Source organism: Leisingera sp. F5 (assembly GCF_001593695.1).
In genome coordinates, this window is the sequence record NZ_LUKH01000974.1 from 1 (window position 1) to 1,397 (window position 1,397).

Genomic DNA, 1,397 nt, shown 5'->3' on the forward strand with positions numbered 1-1,397 from the left:
AATAAGATGGACCAGTTTACCATCAACCTGCTGTTTGTGGGCGCGTCCTTTGCGCTCTACATCGGCATCGCGATCTGGGCCCGCGCGGGCTCCACATCTGAATTCTATGCCGCCGGCCGGGGTGTTCACCCCGTCACCAACGGCATGGCCACTGCAGCCGACTGGATGTCGGCAGCCTCGTTCATCTCAATGGCGGGCCTCATTGCTTTCACTGGCTATGACAACTCGACCTTCCTGATGGGCTGGACCGGCGGCTATGTGCTGCTGGCGCTGCTGCTGGCGCCTTACCTGCGCAAATTCGGCAAGTTCACCGTGTCCGAGTTCATCGGCGACCGGTTCTATTCCCCGACCGCGCGCATCGTGGCTGTGATCTGCCTGATCGTTGCCTCGACAACTTACGTGATCGGCCAGATGACCGGCGTGGGCGTGGCCTTTGGCCGCTTCCTCGAGGTCTCCAACACCGCGGGGCTGTTGATCGGTGCCTGTGTTGTGTTCGCCTACGCGGTGTTCGGAGGCATGAAAGGCGTGACCTACACCCAGGTGGCGCAATACTGCGTGCTGATCATGGCCTATACCATCCCGGCCATCTTCATCTCGCTACAGCTGACCGGCAACCCGGTCCCCGCTCTGGGCCTGTTCGGCGAACACGCTGCATCCGGTGAGCCGCTGCTGGCCAAGCTGGACGCCATTGTCCGCGAGCTGGGCTTCAACGAGTACACCGCGCATCATTCCGACACCTTCAACATGGTGCTGTTTACGCTCTCGCTGATGATCGGCACCGCGGGCCTGCCCCACGTGATCATGCGCTTCTTTACTGTGCCGAAAGTGGCGGATGCCCGCTGGTCGGCCGGCTGGGCGCTGGTGTTCATCGCGCTTCTGTACCTGACCGCTCCGGCAGTTGGCGCCATGGCCCGCCTGAACATCACCGAGATGATGTGGCCCAATGGCGGCATCGAAGGCGGCGCCGTGACCGTGCAGCAGATCGAAAACGATCCGCAGTACGACTGGATGGCCACCTGGCAGAAAACCGGCCTGCTGGCTTGGGAAGACAAGAACGGCGACGGTGCGATCCAGTACTACAACGACAAGTCCGAAGCGCTGCAGGAAACCGCGGCTGCCAATGGCTGGGCCGGCAATGAGCTGACCAAGTTCAACCGCGACATCCTGGTTCTGGCCAACCCGGAAATCGCCAACTTGCCCAGCTGGGTGATCGGTCTGGTTGCTGCCGGCGGCCTGGCGGCTGCACTGTCCACCGCGGCGGGCCTGCTGTTGGCAATCTCATCTGCGGTATCGCACGACCTGATCAAAGGCTCGATCAACCCGAACATCTCGGAAAAGAATGAGCTGCTGTCGGCCCGTATCGCCATGGGTGTGGCCATCGCGGTGGCCACCTATCT

At 61.8% G+C, this 1,397-nt stretch carries 1 protein-coding gene; it reads left to right on the top strand.

Annotation, left to right across the window (positions count from 1 at the left end):
* Window positions 1-6: 6 nt before the first annotated feature.
* Window positions 7-1,397, top strand: a 1,391-nt coding sequence (locus A2I95_RS38020) for a sodium:solute symporter family protein (protein ID WP_291737596.1), incomplete at its 3' end; no start/stop codon positions are given.